Annotated in this window: 17 protein-coding genes; 11 read left to right on the plus strand and 6 right to left on the minus strand. The window is 38.7% G+C overall.

From position 1 onward, the window contains the following. Positions 1-54: 54 nt before the first annotated feature. The 9 genes from M0D58_RS01555 to M0D58_RS01595 all read left to right on the plus strand — a co-directional run bounded on the left by M0D58_RS01555 (position 55) and on the right by M0D58_RS01595 (position 8,759). Complete coding sequence (locus M0D58_RS01555; RefSeq protein ID WP_248393032.1) at positions 55-801, plus strand: M17 family peptidase N-terminal domain-containing protein; 747 nt, start codon at positions 55-57, stop codon at positions 799-801. Positions 802-803: 2 nt separating this feature from the next. Continuing rightward, entirely contained in the window at positions 804-2,693 is a 1,890-nt protein-coding gene (locus tag M0D58_RS01560; RefSeq protein WP_248393034.1) for an amidohydrolase, read from the plus strand. Between the two features lie 9 nt (positions 2,694-2,702). Next, positions 2,703-3,128: a DoxX family protein gene (locus tag M0D58_RS01565; RefSeq protein WP_248393036.1), complete on the plus strand. Its 426-nt coding sequence runs from the start codon at positions 2,703-2,705 to the stop codon at positions 3,126-3,128. 4 nt (positions 3,129-3,132) lie between these two features. Then, a complete protein-coding gene (locus M0D58_RS01570) occupies positions 3,133-3,606 on the plus strand; it encodes a Dps family protein (protein ID WP_248393038.1) in 474 nt (157 codons plus the stop codon). Between the two features lie 4 nt (positions 3,607-3,610). Then, on the plus strand, positions 3,611-4,291 hold the full coding sequence (locus M0D58_RS01575) for a YoaK family protein (RefSeq protein ID WP_248393040.1): 681 nt from the start codon (positions 3,611-3,613) through the stop codon (positions 4,289-4,291). A 31-nt stretch (positions 4,292-4,322) separates the two neighbouring features. Beyond that, positions 4,323-6,611 (plus strand): tetratricopeptide repeat-containing sensor histidine kinase, encoded by a 2,289-nt coding sequence (locus tag M0D58_RS01580; RefSeq protein WP_248393042.1) that lies wholly within the window; start codon positions 4,323-4,325, stop codon positions 6,609-6,611. Continuing rightward, positions 6,611-7,963: a sigma-54-dependent transcriptional regulator gene (locus tag M0D58_RS01585; protein WP_248393044.1), complete on the plus strand. Its 1,353-nt coding sequence runs from the start codon at positions 6,611-6,613 to the stop codon at positions 7,961-7,963. The genes M0D58_RS01580 and M0D58_RS01585 overlap by 1 nt, the downstream gene beginning before the upstream one ends. 156 nt (positions 7,964-8,119) lie before the next feature. Further along, positions 8,120-8,332 carry a TMEM175 family protein gene (locus M0D58_RS01590; RefSeq protein ID WP_248393050.1) on the plus strand — a complete coding sequence of 71 codons (213 nt, stop codon included), beginning with the start codon at positions 8,120-8,122 and terminating at the stop codon, positions 8,330-8,332. Positions 8,333-8,369: 37 nt separating this feature from the next. Further along, on the plus strand, positions 8,370-8,759 hold the full coding sequence (locus tag M0D58_RS01595; protein WP_248393051.1) for a hypothetical protein: 390 nt from the start codon (positions 8,370-8,372) through the stop codon (positions 8,757-8,759). Between the two features lie 14 nt (positions 8,760-8,773). On the opposite strand, the gene M0D58_RS01600 is transcribed toward M0D58_RS01595, so the two are convergent. Both M0D58_RS01600 and M0D58_RS01605 read right to left on the minus strand, forming a co-directional pair. Next, positions 8,774-10,360, minus strand: coding sequence for a sigma-54 interaction domain-containing protein (locus M0D58_RS01600; RefSeq protein WP_248393053.1), 1,587 nt, complete (start codon positions 10,358-10,360; stop codon positions 8,774-8,776). A gap of 201 nt (positions 10,361-10,561) precedes the next feature. Beyond that, the gene (locus M0D58_RS01605; RefSeq protein WP_248393055.1) at positions 10,562-11,254 is read right to left on the minus strand and encodes a DUF6261 family protein; all 693 of its coding nucleotides are present in this window, start codon (positions 11,252-11,254) and stop codon (positions 10,562-10,564) included. Positions 11,255-11,824: 570 nt separating this feature from the next. On the opposite strand from M0D58_RS01605, the gene M0D58_RS01610 reads away from it, so the two are divergent. Both M0D58_RS01610 and M0D58_RS01615 read left to right on the plus strand, forming a co-directional pair. Beyond that, the gene (locus M0D58_RS01610) at positions 11,825-12,376 is read left to right on the plus strand and encodes an REP-associated tyrosine transposase (protein ID WP_248393057.1); all 552 of its coding nucleotides are present in this window, start codon (positions 11,825-11,827) and stop codon (positions 12,374-12,376) included. Positions 12,377-12,558: 182 nt separating this feature from the next. Beyond that, positions 12,559-12,909 (plus strand): hypothetical protein, encoded by a 351-nt coding sequence (locus M0D58_RS01615; RefSeq protein WP_248393059.1) that lies wholly within the window; start codon positions 12,559-12,561, stop codon positions 12,907-12,909. A 66-nt stretch (positions 12,910-12,975) separates the two neighbouring features. Here M0D58_RS01615 and M0D58_RS01620 read toward each other — a convergent pair whose 3' ends face one another. The 4 genes from M0D58_RS01620 to M0D58_RS01635 form a co-directional block, all read right to left on the minus strand. Then, the gene (locus M0D58_RS01620) at positions 12,976-14,406 is read right to left on the minus strand and encodes a sugar MFS transporter (RefSeq protein ID WP_248393061.1); all 1,431 of its coding nucleotides are present in this window, start codon (positions 14,404-14,406) and stop codon (positions 12,976-12,978) included. A 197-nt stretch (positions 14,407-14,603) separates the two neighbouring features. Then, positions 14,604-17,060: a glycoside hydrolase family 3 C-terminal domain-containing protein gene (locus M0D58_RS01625; RefSeq protein ID WP_248393063.1), complete on the minus strand. Its 2,457-nt coding sequence runs from the start codon at positions 17,058-17,060 to the stop codon at positions 14,604-14,606. 243 nt (positions 17,061-17,303) lie between these two features. Beyond that, complete coding sequence (locus tag M0D58_RS01630; protein WP_248393065.1) at positions 17,304-18,182, minus strand: alpha/beta hydrolase; 879 nt, start codon at positions 18,180-18,182, stop codon at positions 17,304-17,306. 236 nt (positions 18,183-18,418) lie between these two features. Further along, positions 18,419-19,396: an alpha/beta hydrolase-fold protein gene (locus tag M0D58_RS01635; RefSeq protein ID WP_248393067.1), complete on the minus strand. Its 978-nt coding sequence runs from the start codon at positions 19,394-19,396 to the stop codon at positions 18,419-18,421. Positions 19,397-19,581 lie beyond the last annotated feature (185 nt).

Here is a 19,581-nt window from a genome sequence, read left to right on the forward strand (position 1 = left end):
TGCGGTTAAAATCAAATTAGTTTAAAAGGTAAAATCACTAAAAACTACTTTATTATGCAAAATATAATATCAAAATATTTCGGAATCTCAAAAGTATTGCTTGTTGCAGTACTTGTAGGAGGTTCAATAACAAATTATGTTTCGGCTCAACAAACAGCAGAGGTAAAAACAGCCATTGGTACAAAGAAAGTATGGGGAACAATAGATGGCGTGACCATTGAAGGTCTGGTGAACGGTCCTTCAGCAGCCGTGGCAGATCTCCAGATTGCCTGCGTTTTTGAATATACGGAAGGTGATATTTTTAAATCTCCGGCACTTCCTGCAGAACTGAACGGAATGGTACATTTGGATGAAGCATTAAAAGGAATCATCACAGAAGTAAGAAAAACCGGAAAATTCAAAGGCTATGCTTTAGAAACATTACTGATGGATCCTCCGAAAGGAAGTATGGGTTCTAAAAAACTCCTGCTCATCGGGCTTGGCGACAGAAATAATTTCGATGCGGAATTAATGAAAAAAGTGGGTGCTGTAGCCATGAGAGAAGCATTAAGACTGAAAGTTCAGACCGTTTCATTTGCCAGTGACATTAAGGATGCCGGTATTGATTCTCCTACAGCACTTGTTGCCGGAAATGTTGTTTTAGGCGCATTTGATGCCTACCGTGCACAAGAATACCTGAATACTCAGCACGTATCGGAGAAAATGACGGTGAAAAAGCTGATCTTATTGGCCGGCCCTTCATTTTTTACGGTTGCCGGGGGCGGAATTAAAGAGGCGATTGATCAACTTAATGCTAAATAACCATGACAGCAGATCTTATTTTATATAACGGCAAAATCCACAGCTTCAGCAATGAAGTTCAGGATATTTCGGCAGTTGCCATTAAGAATGGAAAAATTATCGCAGTAGGAAATGATGAATTGACTGATCAGTTTGCCGGTGAAACGACCAGAATCATCGACCTTAAAAAGAAAAGAGTAGTTCCGGGAATCAATGATTCGCATATTCATTTGATCCGTGGCGGACTGAATTATAATCTTGAATTAAGATGGGATGGTGTACCTTCACTCGCCGATGCATTGCGTATGCTGAAAGAGCAGGTAGACCGTACACCGTCTCCGCAATGGGTGCGTGTCGTTGGCGGCTGGTCAGAGTTTCAGTTTGCGGAAAGAAGAATGCCGACGCTGGAAGAGATTAATGCAATTGCTCCTGAAACGCCTGTTTTTATCCTTCATCTTTATGACAGAGCACTGATGAACAGAGCAGCTCTGAAAGCAGTGGGATATACTAAAAATACACCAGCTCCTACCGGAGGGCAGATCGAACGCGATTCTAATGGAGAGCCGACAGGATTGATTATCGCAACACCAAATGCCATGATTTTGTATTCAACACTGGCTAAAGGTCCCAAGCTTTCTTACGAACATCAGCTGAACTCTACAAGACACTTTATGAAAGAGCTCAACCGCTTCGGAATAACCAGCGTTATCGATGCTGGCGGAGGTTTTCAGAATTTCCCGGATGATTATCAGGTGGTGAATGAATTGAATCAGAAGAAACAGTTGACGGTAAGAATTGCCTATAATTTATTCACCCAAAAACCAAAACATGAGTTTGAGGATTTCAGTGAATGGATTGATACGGTAAAACTCTATCAGGGTGACGATATGTATCGCCACAACGGTGCCGGGGAAATGTTGGTTTTCTCTGCGGCAGATTTCGAAGACTTTTTACAGCCAAGACCTGATCTTCCCGAAAATATGGAAGATGAATTGGAAAAGGTTGTTCGTTTGCTCGTTGAAAACCGTTGGCCTTTCAGGCTGCATGCTACCTATGATGAAAGTATCTCCAGGTTTTTAAATGTTTTTGAAAAGATCAATAAGGAGATTCCGTTCAATGGGCTGCCATGGATTTTCGATCATGCGGAAACGATCAGCGAAAGAAATATTGAAAGAGTGAAAAATCTTGGTGGTGGCATCGCCATACAAAGCAGAATGGCCTATCAGGGAGAATATTTTACCGACCGTTATGGCTCAGCGGCTGCAGAAAATACACCGCCGGTAAAGAAAATGATTGCCATGGAAGTGCCTGTAGGAGCAGGATCTGATGCCACAAGAGTGAGCAGCTATAATCCCTGGGTTTCTATGTATTGGTTAACAGCCGGTAAAACGGTTGGCGGTCTTCAGCTGTATCAGGAATCAAGGCTGGACAGAAGAACAGCATTAGAACTTTATACCAAAGGAAGCGCGTGGTTTTCTCAGGAGCATCATAAAAAAGGAGATATAAAAGTAGGAATGCTCGCCGATCTGGCGGTTCTTGATAAAGATTATTTCACCATCGATGAAGAAGATATTAAAAATATTGAAGCTGAAATGACGGTGGTAGACGGTAACATTGTTTACGCAAAAGGAGAATTTTCATCATTTGCGCCACCTTCTGTTCCCATCCTTCCGGAATGGTCGCCGACGAATCTGTATAACGGCTATTATCCTGTAGGAGGACACACTCAGAAGGAAATTGAAAAGAATTCAAAATCCACGCAGAAAGTGCCGCTGAATTCCCAGATTCACAGTTGTGTAGGAAGTTGTGATGTGCATTCCCATAATCATGATCAGGCAAGGATGAGCAACCTACCGGTTAATAACTATCATGCGTTTTGGGGAGCTTTAGGATGTTCGTGTTTTGCTTTTTAAATTAAAACTATGGAAATTATACAACAGATTCTCCATTCGGATGTAGGATCATCATTTAATAACGCTGCGTTGCTGGCCTTCAGAATACTGCTGGGATTTGAGCTCTTCAGGGTACACGGACTGAAAAAATTCAGACTGGAAAACGGAAAAAAGGAAGTCATTCCCAATCCTTTGGGATTGCCAACGAAACTGAATGCTCTCGTAGCTTCTTTTGCCGATCTGGTAGTACCTTTTTTAATTATTCTCGGCTTAGGAACGAGGCTCGCGGTACTTCCGACAATTGGCGTGACAGCTATCGGATATTTTGTTGTTCACAGGAGAGATTCTCTGGAAGTGCGGGATGTTCCTTTCATGTACACCTTATCTTTATTGTTAATTCTTGCTTTAGGTGCAGGAACATATTCACTTGATTATTACTTATTAAATACACTTTAAGAAAATGAAAACTTCAATCGGAATTAAAAATGAAAATTTAGCAAAAGTTGCTGAAGTATTGGTAAAAGTATTGGCAGACGAATTCGTGCTGTACACCAAAACAAGAAAAGCCCACTGGAATGTGGAAGGCGCAGATTTTTACAACAAACATCTGTTTTTTGAAGCCCAGTATCAACAATTAGATGAAATGATCGATGGCCTTGCAGAAAGAATAAGAACTTTAGGACATTATGCACCGGCTACTCTGAGAGAATATCTTGAATTGACACATCTTTCGGAACATCATCTTAATGCTAATGACAGTTTTACTTACATCAAAGAACTTCTTTCTGATCATGAAAGTGTTTTAATTCATCTTAGAGAAAATATCAATAATTTTGCTTCTGAATTTCATGATGCGGGAACCAGCGATTATATCACAGGTTTAATGGAAACTCATGAGAAAATGGCCTGGATGCTGCGTTCACATTTAAAATAACCTTATGGAGACCAAATCAAATATAGCTTGGGTAACTCTGTTGCTGACCATGATTGCAGGGTATTGCGATACGGTAACCTTTGTTTCAGCAGATTCTATTTTTTCCGCACACGTGACCGGTAACTTTATTGTGTTTGCCTATCAGCTGATAAAAGGATCTGAGCTGAATGCATGGGTGAAACTGCTGACTTTCCCCATATTCATTATGGCTGTGATTACAGGCGGAAGAATGGCATACAGATTTACCAATCATTATTCCATTATGTTTTGGGAAGGTTTGTTGCTGCTTCTAAGCGGAATTTTTGTAGCCGTATTTACGTATCTGGGAATTTTTGAAAAATGGATGATGTATGCCGTAGTGATGGCCACCGTATTTGCGATGGGGTTGCAGAATGCATTCGGAAAGCTTTACGCTAAAGAAACTTACGGGCCAACTACCATGATGACGGGAAATGTGACGCAGGCCTCTCTGGATTTCGGAAATTTACTGAAAAACGGTTTCAAAAATCCTGATGCCATAACCAGCCTGAAAAAACAGATGATAACCATCTTTGGCTTTCTTACCGGATGTTTCCTGGGAGCTTTTGCGGGGAAGCAGTTCGGGTTAATAACACTGATTGCTCCGGGAATAGGAATGCTGATCTGTTATTTTTACCATCGTAACAATTCAGAGTTTAAAATTTAGATTAGATTTGATAATCAATTATCTTTAGCAAATGAAGTCCAATTCTTATTTTTTTATTAAATCTCCGGTAGCGATATTCCGTTTACCATTGGTTTTTGTTCTTTTAAGTATTTCTTTGAAAGCCCAGACGAAGGAGAATCCGTATCTGTTATCAAAACAGATTAATTCTTCGCAGAATGATAAGGAAAAAATTAAATTATACCTAAGGCTGGGAGAATATTATGTAACAAAAGCAGGAGAAGAAAAAAAAGATCTGGACAGTGCCGCAATCAGCAACAAACAAGCGCAAAAGCTAAGTTTGAAACTAAATGATAAACTAAGCCTTGGAAAAGTGATGCTTCTGGATGCCAAAATAGATAAAGACAGAGGAAAATGGGATCTCGCTATTTCTAAAATGAAAAAGTCATTAAACTATTTTCTTTCTCAAAATATGCAGGAGCAGGCCGGAGATGCTTATAATGAACTTTCTTATATGTATACCAATGATTCCGGAAGTTTTGAAACTAAGGTAGAACTCAAGAAAAAGGCGATCGAATGTTTCGGAAAATCTGGTGTATTGGTTAAAAAAGCAGCGGTCCTTAAAGATTTAGCTGAACTTTATAGTGTCATAGATAATCCGGATGAGGCGATAAAACTCCTTAAGCAGTCCCTGTCAGCTTATCAGTCGGCCAAATACAAAGATATACACACGGTGTATAAGCTCTTGTCCCTTGCAGAAGCCCAGAAAAGTAATTATAATGAAGCACTGAAATATGCACATTTAGCAGAAAAAACAGCAGAAAAAGCAGGTGATTATTCTACGGAGCTGGCTTCTATTTATAATCAGATAGGGCTTGTTTATTACTACCTGAAAAAAAATCAGCTGGCTTTAGACTATTGGGAAAAAGGATTGGTTGTCGCGAAAAAGAATAAAGATAAACCATCGGTGAGATTAATTGCTTCCAATATTTCCACAATGCTGATCCGGCAGAAAAAGTTTGATGAAGGTATTGCGATCATTAAAGAGTACAAAAAGCTTTATCCGCTTGATGATAAAGTATTTGAAATGAGAGAAAATTATATTTTATTCCATACATATACTACTCTCAGACAGCTTAAAAATGCGGATAAATATTATAAAAAACTGATAGAATATTACGGTGAATACGGTGAATACGGAGGAGGCCAGACAACGGTATTGCTCAGTTTTGCGATGTATCGTCTGTATAAAGATGATTATCGGGCATTTTATAAAAGTGTAAAATTGTTAGATTCCATAAATGCTAAAACGGGAAATGACATGGTGCGGGCACAAAATTTTATGCTTTGGTTTAAAGCAGACAGTACACAAGGTAAATATCTGGACGCCATTAAACATTATCAGTTGTATAAAAAACATTCGGATTCTGCTTTTAATGGTGAAAAAAGCAGGCAGATCAATAGCCTTCAGATTCAGTTTGATACTGAAAAAAAAGACAAGGATATTCAGCTGTTGACTCAAAAAGGGAAACTGCAGGAAGCACGCATCAGTACAGACAGTATTCTGCGATATGTTTTTATCGGAAGTATCATTGTCCTTATCCTTTTTGCAGCGCTTTTGTATAACCGTTCAAGGCTTAAAAACCGGGCGAATAAAACACTGGAACTAAAACGTCAGCAGATCGATGAGCAGAATGAACAGCTTAAAAAACTTCTTGGTGAAAAAGAATGGCTCCTAAAGGAAATCCATCACCGGGTAAAAAATAATCTACAGATTGTTATCAGTCTGCTGAATACGCAGTCTGCATATCTTGACAATGAAGATGCTTTAATGGCTATTCAGAACAGTCAGCACAGAATGCATGCCATGTCACTGATCCATCAGAAACTTTATCAGTCTGATAATCTGGCAACAATTGATATGTCATGGTATATCTATGAGCTTATCAATTACATTAAAGAATGTTACTCGTCAGAAAAAAATATCAGCTTTGTAATGGATGTGAATAAAATATTTCTGGATGTTGCTCAGGCAGTTCCACTGGGGCTTATTCTTAATGAGGCAGTAAACAATACCATTAAATATGCTTTTCCGGACAGCAGGAGAGGAGAAGTGCAGGTTTCATTTAAAAAATCAGAAAATGGAGAATACAAACTGATGATTTCTGACAACGGAATTGGACTCCCCGATGATTTCAATATTGATGAAACAGAATCTCTCGGAATGAATCTTATGCGTGGACTTACCGATCAGCTGGAAGGAAATTTCACCTTAGAAAGCAGAAACGGATTAAAAATTACAGTCAACTTTAGAAAAACTACAGATGTTGATGATCAGAATATCAATATCGTAAGACAATAATGAAAGAAAAAATTTTAATTGTAGAAGATGAATTTATCGTAGCCAATGATCTTAAAATCATGCTTAAAAAGGCGGGCTATCAGGTGACGGGAATAGCCTCTTCCGTGCAGCAGGCCAGAAAATCAATACAGGAAAAAAGACCAGACTGGGTACTGATTGATATTATCCTGAAAGGCGACCTCACAGGAATTGATCTTGCGTGGGAACTGCGAAAAATTAATCTGCCGTTTCTCTACATTTCTGCCAATACCAACCAGTCAATACTGGAAGCAGTAAAGGAAACACAGCCTTACGGATTTATGGTAAAGCCTTTCCGCGAACGTGATCTGATGGTGATGCTGGATATCGCAAAATACCGTTATGATATTGAAAAAAAATCCGGGATTGCAGATGTTCCGGCTCCTCAGAAAATAGAAGGAATCATTGGTAAAAGTGATTCGCTCCAGGAAGTGATTGAAAAAATAACAGTAGTAGCCCCTACCGATACTTCGGTTCTTATTGTTGGCGAAAGCGGTACCGGAAAAGAAAAAATAGCTCATGCCGTGCACGAACTGTCAGACCGTAAATCAAATCCGATTGTTATTGTAAACTGCGCTGCTCTTCCGCATTCTCTCATAGAATCCGAGCTTTTCGGTCATGAGAAAGGAAGCTTTACCGGAGCAAATTCCATGAGAATCGGGAAATTTGAACAGGCCAATGGCGGAACGATCTTTTTAGATGAAATTGGTGAGCTTCCTCTGGATTCCCAGGTAAAGCTTCTCCGGGTCCTTCAGGAAAAAGAAATAGAACGCCTGGGAGGAAATAAAACCCTGAAAGTGAATGTCAGAATTGTAGCGGCAACAAACCGTTCCCTTGAAAAAGAAGTCGCAGAAGGAAGATTCAGGCTGGATCTTTATTATCGCTTAAATGTATTTCCGGTAGAACTTCCGCCGTTGAGAGAAAGAAAAGAAGATATAGAACTGCTTGCCCATTTTTTCCTTAAAAAATATGCATCAGCTTCTAAGAGAAATATTAATTCAATAAACGGCAAAGCAATGGAACAGCTCCTGGGTTATTACTGGCCGGGAAATATCAGGGAGCTGGAACACCTTATCGAAAGAAGCGTTCTCCTTGCTAAAACTTCAGAAATTGAGAATTTTGATCTTCCTAAAAACACTGAAGTAAAATCTGATGTCAGTTCGGGAGTATTAAAATCAATGGAAGAAATGGAAAGAGAACATATTATGAATGCACTCGAAAGCAGCGGCGGGAAAGTTTCCGGCATTGGTGGTGCAGCAGAGCTGTTAAAAATGCAGCCTCAAACTTTATACTCTAAAATGAAAAAACTGGGAATTGATAAAGGGTACAGATAAGCAGTGACAATTAACACATTCAATAGGTCATTATCCTGAACCTGTCGAAGGAAGGCGCCTACCATTAAACGTAAAATAAAAAGCTTTAACAACTCACTTATTCAATAAGGGAAGCATTATCCTGTATATAAACATTAATATTAAATCATATCAATTATGGAAAAAGAAACCGTACGAATCGAAGGCTTCAGCGATGCCGTTTTTGCTATTGCCATTACCCTTTTAGTGCTGGATCTTCATATGCCGGAAGAAAATTCTGTGAAAAACAGCAATGATCTGCTCATCTTTCTGAAAAATCAGTGGCCGGCATTTTTAGCATTCTTCCTGTCTTTTTTCAGTATTTTTATTATGTGGGTGAAACCATCATAAAATTTTTAAACAGATTTACAGCAGGAATTCCGGAATTATGTTTTCCAACGGGCTGATTTTATTTCTCGTCTCTGCAGTTTCATATCCTACTTCCTTGCTGGCGAGATTCTTTAATGGAGAAGCTTCCGCAGCTGTAGTGGCAATTTATACGGGGATATTTGTATTAATCAATCTTGCGTATAATCTGTTATGGTTTCTGGCCAGCCGTAATAAAAATCTTTTACGTCCGGGCATCAGCGATGTAGCGATCAGGAAAATTCAAAACAATTACCTGTTTGGATTTCCTGTGTATTTGATTGCATTGATATGTTCTTTCAAAGCTCCCTCAGTGGCTCTTGTTATTATTTTAGGATTATGGATTTTCTGGGCATTATCATCAGGAAAAATAGAAATGGGAATTAAAAAAGAGCTGGAATCTGAGCTTTAATGTTTAAAAAATTTTTAATCTTTTTCTTTAAAATAATGTTGCTTATGGATGCCTAGTTTCTGCATCTTGGAAATCAGTGTTGTGGATGGAAGTCCCAGCAATATTGCAGCTCCCTGCTTTCCTGAAATCCGGCCATTACATTTTTCAACAACCTTCAGGATATGTTCTTTTTCAATTTGCTGAAGAGTCTTAACCTGCCATTCCTGTGAATTTTCCTGCTGAAGATCAGTGATTTTCGGAAAAGCCATTTCTTTGATCATATTATCTTTTGCGGTGATGATGCTTCTCTGAACCATATTTTCCAGTTCGCGGATATTTCCCGGCCATGAATTCAGGCACATCTGCTGCAGTACCTTCTGTGAAAATTCGGTAATTTTTTTTCCGCTGTTCCGGCCATGTTTTTCCAGGAAAAAGTTCGCCAGAAGAGGAATATCTTCTTTTCGTTCTCTAAGCGGTGGCAATTCTATCGGGAAGATATTTAAACGGTAATACAGATCACTTCTGAATTTACCTGCGGTTACTTCTTTTTCCAGATCTCTGTTCGTGGCCGCAATAACACGTACTTCTACCTTTATTCTTTTATTTCCACCGATACGTTCCACTTCTTTTTCCTGCAGCACCCGAAGTAGCCTTCCCTGAAGTTCCAGCGGAAGCTCGCCGATTTCATCTAAAAATATCGTACTGTTATTGGCCAGTTCAAATTTTCCTTTACGCTGTTCCGTCGCTCCTGTAAAGCTTCCTTTTTCATGACCGAAAAGTTCAGATTCGATGAGATTGGAAGGAATGGCCGCACAATTGATCCTAACCATTTTTTTATGCGATGAAGGCGAAAGATCATGGATAGCCTGCGCAATAAGTTCTTTTCCGGTTCCCGTCTCACCATATATTAAGACTCCCGATTGAGAAGGTGCTACCTGTGTAATCTTTTCGTAGATTTTTTTCATTGCCGCACTTTCTCCGATAATTCCATTAAAACCTTTCTGAATCATTTTTTCCTGCGGTTCAACGGTTTCGGTTTCCCGTGCAGGAATTTTTAAAGAACCGGCCATCCGGAGAATCTGGATCGTGCGCATGCTTACAGCCAGCTGTGTGGAAACGGCAGCAAGTATTCTTTCAGGAATATCTTCTGGGGTGAGATAATTTTTATACAGTAGAAAAAGGATGCTTTCATGATCATGAAGGGAAGGAAGCGCTAATCCGGCCGCCATACGCATTCCCGTATTTCCGGAGGACAAAAGCGATGAAAATTCCTGATTTTTCCGGTCACTAAAATTTTTAAGATCAAAGATAATGGGCTCTGCAGATCTTTGGCACTGCATCAGGATTTCATCTTTGGAAGAATATATGGTGTCAGATCCGAATTTCCTGTCTGCGAAACTGCTGTGGAAAATTCTGAAGTTTTTAGCATCGCGGTCACCATGTAAAATAATAATTTCATCATAGTTCAAAACCGGTTTACAGTGATTTTGCAGAGTCATACCAAACTGAAACAAATCCATAACCTTTGATACCGCCATATTCACAGAAGATATGCCGAGATGTTCTTTCTGCATGTCCTGAAGCCGCTTGATGAGGATGAGATTTTGCTCAGATGTATTCATTTGTCCGGAATTGAAAGGTTAAAGATAATGAAATTGCTTTTTATTCGACAGTTTTAAAGAGATAGGGTATTTTAAATTTATGTTTAGGAATTATTAACAATTTAGGTCAGCATCAAATAAATAATTTGAACAATAAAACGTCAATAAAAAAGAGATGAAAATTTTTCCACGCCTTATTATTGATTTTAGTTCAGGCTAAAGTTATTTCTTTTCATGATCCGCAATCGTAGAGTTTTTTGCTGCCTTTACCAATTCATTGATTTCTGCATACAAGAGTTCCCAGCCTGTGATTTCTTTCATGGCACTGATAAGATTGAGATAAGATTTTAAGGTCTTCTCCAGATCCCTGCGGATTGCAGAGGCGCTTTTCATATTTCGAAGGTTCGCATTCGCTTCTGCTTGTCCCGCAAAAATTTGTTCAAAGAAATTTTGTTTGGACTTCATATCTTCAAAAGTGGGAAATAAAGAAAGTGCATTAAGCTTTTGAATATTTTCGGGTTTCTCAAGATCTTCAACCAGTTTTTTCATCCGGGCAGTTTGAGAAGAATAGCTCATCTTGTCGAGAGTCAGATCATACCGCAGAAAAATTTGAAACAGCTCTTCCGCCAACTGATAATTCGGTAATAAAGGCATTTTCCGGTAGGCGTTCACATAATTTTTAAAAGCTCTGAAACTAATATCTCTATCCCTGTCTGCGCGCGCTACGTCATTACCTTTCCCGCTGAATGTAGATTTTGTATAGACCACATCATAATCTGCATATATGGTTTTAACTTCTGAAAGTAATGGATGACCGGAGATGATTTCATATTTCCCTGAATCGGAAGCAACAATGATTCTTTGTGCTAATGTAGCTAAATCTTTTGTGCTGAGTTTTGCTAATGTAATTTTCATAACATTCGTGTTGAGCTTGTAAATACTATTGAATTTTGAAAATTAAATATAAATAAAATGTCATTTTAAACCAAATCTGATATTTTAAACTAAAACAGTTTTGTATTTCTTTTTATTCCGGAAGATTAGACTTTCACAGTGTTTTGCTTTTGTTTAATCTGGTGGATTAGACTCTCCACAAGTTTTGTTTTTGTTTAATCTGTCAGTTTAGACTAAAATACAGTTGTGATTTTGTTTAAAATGGCGGTTTGAAATGAAATGGTATTGTAAGACTCATTTCGTTAGCGCGAGGGTCCCGCTGGTGATTATATTTTAATAATGATTTTATAGTGGCACGAGCGGGACGCTCGCGCCAGCATCGTATCAGGATATACTGTCCAATAAAAATAAATTCTTCTCCGCTGGCGCTAGCGCGAGCGTCCCGCTCGTGCTGAATATCTATTATGTTTTTAATAAATATTTATGTTTAACATGAGCAAGACTCGCGCTAGCATTGCCGGTTTAAACATAAAAGAGTTTACCATTAATAAAAATTTCCTGACTATATTATATATTTACTGAAAAATACAAATGAGTAGAAAATATAAGTTTAACGAAAAAGAGGGAGCTTATTTTATAAGTTTTGCAACAGTTTTCTGGATTGATGTTTTTACCAGAATCGAGTACTTTGATATTATTATAGAATCTTTAGACTATTGCCGAAAAAATAAAAGCATGATTATTTTCGGATATTGTATTATGCCAAGTCATATTCATTTGATATTTCGGTCTGAAAATGGTAAACCATCAGAATTAATAAGAGATTTTAAAGGATTTACCTCTAAAAAAATGCTAAATGTTATAAAGGAGAATCAACAGGAAAGCAGAAGAGATTGGATGCTGTGGATGTTTAAAAAAGCAGGAAGTAAAAAATCTAATGTTACGGAATATCAATTCTGGCAACAGCATAATCATCCCATAGAAATATGGTCACTCAAAGTATTTGAGCAAAAACTTGAGTACACTCATAAAAATCCTGTCGAGGCAGGATTTGTAATGGAACCATGGGAATGGAAATACAGCAGTGCCCGCAATTATTGTGATGATTATGATGGTATTTTAAAGATTGATGTTAATTTATAATATTGGTTTTCCGCTGGCGCGAGCGTCCCGCTCGTGCCCACTATAAAACCATTATTAAAATATAGACACGAGCGAGACGCTCGCGCCAGCATTGAGGAACAATTATAGATACGTTAAAAAAAGTTATTTTTTTATCCGAGATCAAATTTATTTGTTCTTTTGTAGAAAATAAAAATAGGAAAATGATAAAAAGTCTAAAAATTACGGGAGTATTTCTGCTCTTGCTTTGTTCACAACAAATCTTCTCTCAGCAAAAATCAGATGATGATGCTTTGAAGTTCAAAAGTGAAAACACTCATAGAAATCTGCAGAAAAAGATAACAGTTTTTACCGGAAATGTTTCTTTATCATCAAAGGCCATCAGCTTTGAAAATGCGGAAAAGGTAATTGTTGATGAAACAACAAATGAAGTAAAAATTTATAAGCCAAAGAATTTTAAGATTATTCATGTTGACGGTTTAATGAAAACAGGAAAACAGCCGGATGAGGATGTCATTGTTTACAATACCAAAACAAAAACAGTTTCGATATAATTTATTAAATATAAAAAACAAAAACCTGCCCAGCGGCAGGTTTTTCCCTTATATAAAAAATAATATTTAATGTCCTGATTTCGCATCGGCATCTTGCTTTACATGTCCCAGATATTTGGTACAGTAAGCCCCGAAAATCAGAATCACGATATAGCAGAATACGGGAATAATAAACGAATGCTGCACTCCGAAAACATCAGCCAGATATCCCTGGAAGATAGGAACAATAGCTCCTCCTAAAATAGCCATTACAACTAACGAAGAACCTTGACTCGTATATTTACCCAATCCTGAAATAGCCAGTGTGTAGATATTCGAGAACATGATGGAATTGAAGATTCCGATTCCCAGAATGCTGTACATCGCCATTTCACCATGATTTAACATAGCGGAAATTAACAGAACGACATTCACTGCCGCGAAAATGGATAAGGTCCGTGCCGGAGCTGCTTTCCCGATGAAGAACGCCACAAAATTCAACGCTATAAATACAAGGAAGAAGCTGATCTGTGCAAATTTAAGATCTACAATACTGAAGATCACCAAAAACACAGCGGCCGCTGCTCCCAGCATGTACAACGCTTTTTTCCCCTGGCTAATAGACTGATTTAATGATATAGCGCCTAAGAAACGTCCAATCATGGCGCCACCCCAATATAGTGAAAGGTAATTTTTGCTGACTACTTCAGATAAGTTCATCACCTGTGGCTGCTCAAGGAAACTGATAATGAAGCTTCCCACGGCTACTTCTCCGCCTACATAGCAGAACATTGCCAGAACACCGAATTTCAGGTGATTGTGTTGTAATGCCCCGAAACCTTTCACGATTTCTTCACCTTTTACCTGAAAGTCAGGAAGCTTCACTCTTGAAATTAATAAAGCTACGAGTAAAAGAATTCCGGCAAAGATCAGATAAGGAATCTTAGTTGCTGCCGCAGAGAATGAACCGTCCGGTGCAGAAAATAATTCAAAAATAAGATGTCCGCCCAACACCGGGGCGATCGTTGTTCCGAAGGCGTTGAAAGCCTGCGTCATATTCAGTCTGCTGGATGCAGATTCTTCCGGACCAAGCAAAGAAACATAGGCATTCGCTGTAATCTGCAGGACGGTAAATCCTAATCCTAAAATGAACAGTGCTCCTAAAAACAATCCGTATGAGGCAAAGCTTGCTGCAGGATAAAAGAGTACGCAGCCTAATGCCGCAAGAAAGATCCCGAAAAGAATTCCTTTTTTATAACCCACTTTATCGATCGGGTCACCCTGTGTACTCGATATTAAGAAGTAGATCAGGGAACCAATAAAATAGGCACCGAAGAAACAGAATTGCACCAGCATCGATTCAAAGAACGACAGGTTGAAGAGCTGCTTCAGATAAGGAATCAGGATATCATTCATACAGGTGATAAATCCCCACATGAAAAATAAGAGGGTGATGGTAATGAGAGGAACTGTATAATTCCTGCCTTTAGCCTTTACATCATTGATCATAACATTCATTTATTTAAAAAGTGGTTAAAGATACCTATTTTAAAGATAAAATCTTAATTTGAGACATTAAACTTATCATGAAAATTCTATGTTTCTTAAACATAAAGGAGCCTTGAAATAAAATACAGAAAAGTGTTTGGGTTCTAATTTTTGAATTAAATATGAATGTAAGCATTCTATATCTGCAGCTCCTTATATGTAAATCCTTATGGTTTCATATCCTCAAATGGTGTATCTGCAGAAAACACATGCTGAACTTTTTCAACTATCAATTCTTTTGGTAAAGAAAATTCCGCTGTCTGCCTGATGTCTAAAGAAGACGCCCCAACAGAAACTTTATAATTTCCCGCTTCAGCAACCCAAGCCGATTTTGCAGTTTCATAGGATGCTAAATCTTTCGGATTCAATACCAGAGTAATCGTTTGAGATTCTCCCGGTTTCAGATCTTTGGTTTTAGCATATGCCTTCAGCTCAGATGTTGGTTTATCGATACTTTTGTTTGGTGCAGAAAGGTATAATTCAATAACTTCTTTTCCGTTTACTTTTCCGGTATTTTTAACATCAACACTTACTTCTAATTTATTATTAAAAGTTTTTGAACTTGTTTTAATATTGGAATAAGCAAAATCGGTGTATGATTTTCCGTAACCGAATTCATACGAAGGTTTCACCCCAAAGGTATTGAAATAACGGTATCCAACATAAACACCTTCCTGATAGGTTACGTCTTTCGGATTGTCAGCAGGAACGCCCGGAAAATTCTTGGCTGAAGCATGATCTGTATAATTTACAGGGAAAGTCATCGTCAGTTTTCCGGAAGGATTTACTTTTCCTGAAACTACATCTGCAACGGAATGTCCACCTTCCTGTCCGGGTTGCCATGCCAGCAAAATAGCATCTGCCTTATCCTTCCATGAAGCTGTTTCGATTACGCCACCAATATTTAAAATCACAACAACTTTTTTCCCTTTTGCATGGAATGCTTTTGAGATCTTGTCCAGCATTTCGATTTCTTCTGTTGCCAGATTAAAGTCGTTATCTACAACTCTGTCGCCGCCTTCCCCGGAATTTCTTCCCAGTGTTACAAAAGCGATTTCTGAAGTTTCTGCTTTTTTAGCGATAAATGCGTCATTCATTTTCATTTCAGGAAGCCTTTCGGGTAAAGCCAGAATTCCTCTTGCTTTTCTTCGTTCCTTTTCGGCGGCAACTTCTTTTTCAGCATGAGGTCTGTACAAATCAACTAATTCTTTATCTAATTTATAACCGGCAGCATTTAAACCTTCCAAAAGAGAAACGGTGTGCTTGTTATTCACACTTCCGCTTCCTGTTCCTCCGGTAATCCAGGCATAAGAAGTTACCCCGAATAACGAAACTTCTTTTTGTTTATCGGCAAAAGGCAGCGCATTACTTTCATTTTTAAGTAAAACCATTCCTTCTGTGGCGGCATTTCTTGTTACCTCAGCATGATCGTTCAGATTTGGATTGTCGCTGTATTTGTATTGTGCGAAAGTCGGTGTTTTAAAAATGTATTCTAAAATTCTTTTGACATTTAAATCAGCCACTTGCTGTGACAGCTTTCCTGAATTAAGGGCTTCCAGCAATACTTTTTTCTGCGCAGGAATTCCCGGCATTAAAAGGTCATTTCCGGCATTCATCTGTTTAACAACATCAGAAATTCCACCACTCCGGATAGATTCAAATCCCGGGAAACCGCCAAACCAGTCCGTCATTACGATTCCTTTGAAGCCCCATTCGTTTCTCAAAACCTGAGTCAGCAAATCTTTTGAGTCTGAGGTATACACACCATTTACTTTGTTATACGATGACATTACCGTCCACGGTTGGGATTCTTTAACAGTGATTTCGAAATTTCTAAGATACAATTCTCTCATTGCTCTTTCGGAAACGTGAGCATTAATCGTCAAACGGTTGGTTTCTTCATTATTTGCTGCAAAGTGTTTGATGGAAGTTCCCACACCCTGAGATTGAATTCCGTTCACAATAGCTGCTGCTGTTTTCCCTGAAATTAAAGGATCTTCGCTGTAATATTCGAAGTTTCTTCCGTTAAGAGGATTTCTGTGGATATTAAGGGCGGGAGCAAGCAATACATCAACGCCGTACTCCTTTACTTCATTTCCCATGGCTTTTCCTACATGCTCCAGAAGTGTTTTGTTCCATGTTGAAGCCAAAGCAGTTCCCACTGGGAAGGCAGTAGCATAATAGGTTTTCGAATCATTTGGTCTAGTTGGCGCAATTCTTAATCCTGCAGGGCCGTCTGCCACTACCGTTGCCGGAATTCCGAACCTTGTCAATGCCGCAGTTCCTCCCGCAGCTCCAGGAACGAGCCCTTGCTTGGAATCTCCTACAGGTCCTGTCAACACTTCAATCCCAGGCATTCCGGTTCCTACCAGCAGATCAACTTTTTCGGCATTGGTCATTTGTTTTATAATCGCATCAATCCTTTTGTCGGTTGAAAGTCGGGTATCTTCCCAAGCATCAAGTTTTCCGTTTCCGTTGAGGCCTTTAAATGTTTTTCCGTTAACCGTTACTGTCGGATTATTCTGGGCTTTAACAACCGGTGAAGCTGCTAATAATGCCAGAAATAACCCTGCATATTTAGCTTTTTGAGAAAGTGCTGTTAATGTTGATATATTCTTCTTCATAATATTCTTTGTTTGATATTTAATTTCTTTTTTAACTACAAATCGAAGATTTGACGAAGTCAAAAGGCATATTTTTTTTTTGACACATGAGCCACATTAGATTTAATTTAAATAGCTTGAAATGTAAGAACACATTAGATGAAAATCAAAGATTTTCAAAGCGCTTTGATAAACTTTAAAAGTTTTGCATTCAGCTTTATAGGCAAAAACTTTTGTAACTTTTGTGGTTTAAATTTTAAGGGTTTATAAAAATTTGTGGAATTTAAGCCAATCCAGATAGATATCCGACCATTTATCGACAGGTAAATTCTGTTTTGCCATTCCGAAGCCGTGTCCGCCTTTTTCGTAGATATGCAGTTCGACGGGTTGTCCGGCCTGCAGCCATTTACTGTAAAGCAAAACTGATTTTGGAGCGAGCTTCAGCTGGTCGTCGCTGGCAGCACAGATAAAAAACGGTAGAGTAGTGTTCGGTATTTCTGTATTTAGAATTTCTTCACTTGGTCCTCCGTAAATGGAAGCGGCAAAGTTTGGTAATGTCGAAGCATTTTTGCTATGAAGTACACTTTCCAGAATCACACTTGCGCCTGCAGAAAACCCGATAACGCCCAGTTTTTCTGTATTGATATTTAATTCTTTTGCATGCGTTCTGATGTAGGAAATTGCAGTTTTGATGTCTTCACCAGCCATTATTTTGATCGGTGCTGTTTTTGCATCGAAAGCTTTTCTGTCTTTGATGTTTTCCATCATTTCGCGAGCAGGATCTCCGGTTTTGGTTTCCAGCAAACGGTATTTTAAAACGACCGCTGTAATTCCTTTCTCCTGGAGAATTTTTGCTAAATCTCTTCCTTCTTTATTAATAGAAAGACTTTGAAAACCACCACCGGGAGCAATAACGATTACGGTACCATTGGCTTTTGCCTTTGGGGCTTCGTAGATTTCTATTGCGGGAGCGGCAACGTTGTACACCAAATGGGTTTTGAATAAATCGGAATCCATTTCTTTTTCGGAATACGTCCAGTTTTCTGAACCGGGCGCTTTTCCTTGATATAATGGAATTGATTTTTGAGCATTAATGCTATTTAATCCGAATAGGAAGATACTTGCTATAATTAATTTTTTCATTTTGATTTTAGATTTTAACGCAAAGAGCGCAAAGTTTTTTTGATTATTAAACTGTTTTAAAGTTCGCAAAGGCGTTGGCACTCAGCTAAGGACCAAATTAAATAACAGTTATTTTTGTTATTGATTTTAACAGCGAATCTCTCGCAGCCCGACCTGAGTGGAGCTCTTTTTGCCGGAGCGTAGCGGAGGCAAAAAAGCGGGAACGGAGGGCGGAAATAGCTGCCCAAATATTTATTTTACTTAAATAATTGAGGAACAAATTCATTTAAATACGTTCTCCAATTGCTCCAGGTGTGGCCACCTTCGGATTCTACATACTGATACTTGAAATTCATTTTGTCGAGTTTCTGACGATAATCCGATACATTTTTGTACAGGAAATCTGTTTTTCCGATTCCGATCCAATACAGTTTATAAGTGTTGTTCTGCTGGGTTTTCAGCTTTGAATCTAAATTCTGGTAAACCGGGCTTTTCTTTTCATCCGGCGGAAGAATGGCAGGAGAAAAAAGACCGACATAATCAAACGTTTTCGACTGATTGGCAGAAATGTATAATGAATGGAAACCTCCCATTGAAAGTCCGGCAATTGCGCGGTTTTTCGCATCGGCTTTTGTGCGGTAGTTTGCTTCAGTAAAATTCATAATTTCCTTGAAGTAGGTTTCCATATCACCGCTGAAAATATCCGGTGTTCTCATATCGATTTTATAAAAACCTTTCGAAGATTCTCCGGGTGCAGCGGAATTGCTGGTGTGACCGTTCGGCATTACGACGATCATCGGTTTTGCTTTTCCCTGAGCAATAAGGTTGTCTAAAATCTGGGAAGCTCTTCCTAATGTCATCCATGCTTCTTCATCGCCACCCATTCCGTGCAACAAGTACAGAACAGGATATTTTTCTTTGGAATTTTCGTAACCCGGTGGTGTATAAATCATAATCTTCGGTCTTCTTTCAGTCCATTTGATTTGTACCACCTTTTGGAAACGGTGCCGTGAGAGAACGTTCTGAACTTTGTAATTTTCCGACTGCTTTCCGTCCACCAAAACCATACTCATCACCGAAGCGACATCGCGTACTTGATAAGAATTGTTTGGGTCGTTGGCTTTTACGCCATCCACAATAAATGAATAGGTATATAAATCCGGTGCGAAATCATTTTTACTGAACGACCAAATGCCGTCTTTGTCTTTCTGCAAATCCACGGAACCTGGCTCCATTCTTTCGACGGAAACCAGTTGCCCTGAGTTTTACGCTGTTCGCATTGGGTGCGAGTAGGCGAAAGTCAACATTCTGACCGCTGATTTCCGGAGAAATTAAATTTTCTTTCCGCTGAAATCTAGGCTTTCCTGAGCAAACATGAGTGAATCAGCATTAATGAATATAAAGTGTATCTGATTTTCAT

This window comes from Chryseobacterium nepalense (assembly GCF_023195755.1).
GTDB lineage: Bacteria > Bacteroidota > Bacteroidia > Flavobacteriales > Weeksellaceae > Chryseobacterium > Chryseobacterium nepalense.